The following is a 2,016-nucleotide window of genomic DNA, read 5'->3' as shown; positions in this document are numbered from 1 at the left end:
GGAAACCTACTTGCACCACACCGAGTTTGGAGCGGACGCCGACGGTTCCGCGTGAAGTCTGCTGCCCGGCAAGGCGTCTGGCCAGGTACAGGAAGTTCTGTGCGCCACCTGGGAGGTGGAATCCGATGAGGTCGGCGCCGAGGAGGCCTTCGACGATTTCGGTGCGCCACGGCATCTGCATGAACAACTCGACCGGGGGGAACGGAATGTGCAGGAAGAAGCCGATGGTGAGGTCGGGGCGCAGCATCCGCAGCATCTTCGGTACCAACTGCAGCTGGTAGTCCTGGATCCAGACGGTTGCGCCCTGTGCCGCTGCCTTGGAAGTGGCTTCGGCGAACCGCCGGTTCACCTCGACGTAGGCGTTCCACCATTCGCGGTGGTATTCGGGTTTGACGATGACGTCGTGGTAGAGCGGCCACAACGTGTCGTTGGAGAACCCCTCGTAGTACTCGGCGAGGTCCTGAGAGGTCAGCTCGACGGGAAACAGGCGAAGGCCGTCAACCACTATCGGATCTACCTTCTCGTCCGCGACCCCCGGCCAGCCGACCCAAGCGCCATCTCGCTGTCGCAGGATGGGTTCGAGCGCAGTGACGAGTCCACCCGGACTTCGCTTCCAGTTCTTGCCTCCGTCTTCGTCGGTTTCGAGATCGACGGGCAGTCGGTTTGCGACGACGACGAATTCGGAGAGCTTTTCGAGATCGGTACTCACGCCGACATCGGCTCCGCCAGGGTCTCGTCCAGGACGGGCGTCGAGGACAGGTACGTGACCGCCTCGGCTGTCGAATCGGTGAACACGATGTCGGCGTCCATTTTCAGAAGAGAGAGCGGGCGCCTGACGGGGTGCGCTGCGACGAGCGTCCAAGGTACGCCGAGCCTTCGTGCCTTGGCCGACAGAGTCTCGATGATGGAAAGACCTCCGACGGAGATGAACTGGACGTCCGAGCAGTCGAGTACGAACGGGTGACGCTCACCGATCAGGTCGTCGACGCAAGCAGCGAAATCAGCTCGGGACCGGACGTCGATCTCACCGCTGACCACGAGCGACTGAATGTTTTCCGCACACGTCGTGGTGAATGTGGGGGGACTGTCCGTACGCTCATCTGTAGTTCTCGAAAACTCGTTCATCGAAACTCCTGACGGATTGCTCGAAACGGTTCGTTCGAACGGTCTGGTTCGAAACGGTTTCGTTCGAAACCGGGAAACGGCACGGGAAGCAACGCACGAACCGTGCTCGTCTTCAACGGCTGGGTACTCAACCGTGCTGAGTGCCTACCTTACCGCATCGCGAAAACCCAGGTGAAAAGCGTTAGATCCGTACGGATTTCAAGGACCCGTGAGCGTCGACCCACGGGACCTTGGTCCCGATGACTAAGTCCCTGCGGGATCAGTCGGTGTCGGTCGCCGGGCCGGTGGTCGTAGCTCCACCCTCGTCGGCCCAGGTTCGCTCGCCCGACGGATCGGTCTGAACGTCTTTGTGCGCTGCATCGGAGCCGGTTCCGGGACCATGATCGGTGTCGGTGGTCTGCGGCTCGTCCGTCTGATCCGCGTGGTCGGTGGAATTCTGTTCAGTCATGGTGTGTGCGTTTCCTTCGGGAAGTCGTTGTTCATGTACTTGTCGTTTCCTGCTCACCCTCGAGGGGTACTCAGTAGGTGGTAGTGCGTCACGTCGAGTCAGTACGCCACGTCGAGCCCGTACCAGCAAAGTCAGCTGTCACCGAAGCAGGAGATTTCACGTGAACCATATGACCGTGACGACCGAACACCTGCGTGCACTGCTCGGCAGCGGCCCCCATTCGGAATTGGTAGCGGTTGGTGGCGAGATCGAGATCTACGTCCCCGACGAAGAAGGGTTCGGCCTCGAGGGTATCTCGCTTGTCACTCGTGAGCAGTTGGCCGAACGCCTACCGTCCTCGCACGACAACCCCGACGAAGGTGAACTGCGTATCGCCGCGGAATCGTTGAGCGAGATGATCGCCGAACTCGGTGGCTGACTACTGAGGTCACTGACTACTGAGG

At 60.7% G+C, this 2,016-nt stretch carries 4 protein-coding genes; 1 reads left to right on the top strand and 3 read right to left on the bottom strand.

Translation table 11 applies throughout. The annotated features are described in order from the left end of the window. The 3 genes from ABT116_RS43665 to ABT116_RS43655 form a co-directional block, all read right to left on the bottom strand. The coding region (locus ABT116_RS43665; RefSeq protein ID WP_351646354.1) for an alpha,alpha-trehalose-phosphate synthase (UDP-forming) at positions 1 to 709 on the bottom strand (709 nt) is incomplete at its 3' end. Then, a complete protein-coding gene (locus ABT116_RS43660; RefSeq protein ID WP_095971908.1) occupies positions 706 to 1,125 on the bottom strand; it encodes an STAS domain-containing protein in 420 nt (139 codons plus the stop codon). The genes ABT116_RS43665 and ABT116_RS43660, both read right to left, overlap by 4 nt. 259 nt (positions 1,126 to 1,384) lie before the next feature. Next, positions 1,385 to 1,573: a PI-type proteinase gene (locus tag ABT116_RS43655; RefSeq protein ID WP_124567378.1), complete on the bottom strand. Its 189-nt coding sequence runs from the start codon at positions 1,571 to 1,573 to the stop codon at positions 1,385 to 1,387. 175 nt (positions 1,574 to 1,748) lie between these two features. Between ABT116_RS43655 and ABT116_RS43650 the strand changes: the two genes are divergently transcribed. After that, the gene (locus tag ABT116_RS43650; protein ID WP_351646351.1) at positions 1,749 to 1,991 is read left to right on the top strand and encodes a hypothetical protein; all 243 of its coding nucleotides are present in this window, start codon (positions 1,749 to 1,751) and stop codon (positions 1,989 to 1,991) included. Positions 1,992 to 2,016: the final 25 nt, after the last annotated feature.

It is taken from the genome of Streptomyces sp. NPDC002130, from assembly GCF_040296465.1.
GTDB lineage: Bacteria > Actinomycetota > Actinomycetes > Streptomycetales > Streptomycetaceae > Streptomyces.
Note: the sequence above shows the minus strand (reverse complement) of the source record. Positions and strands in the feature narration are given on the sequence as shown.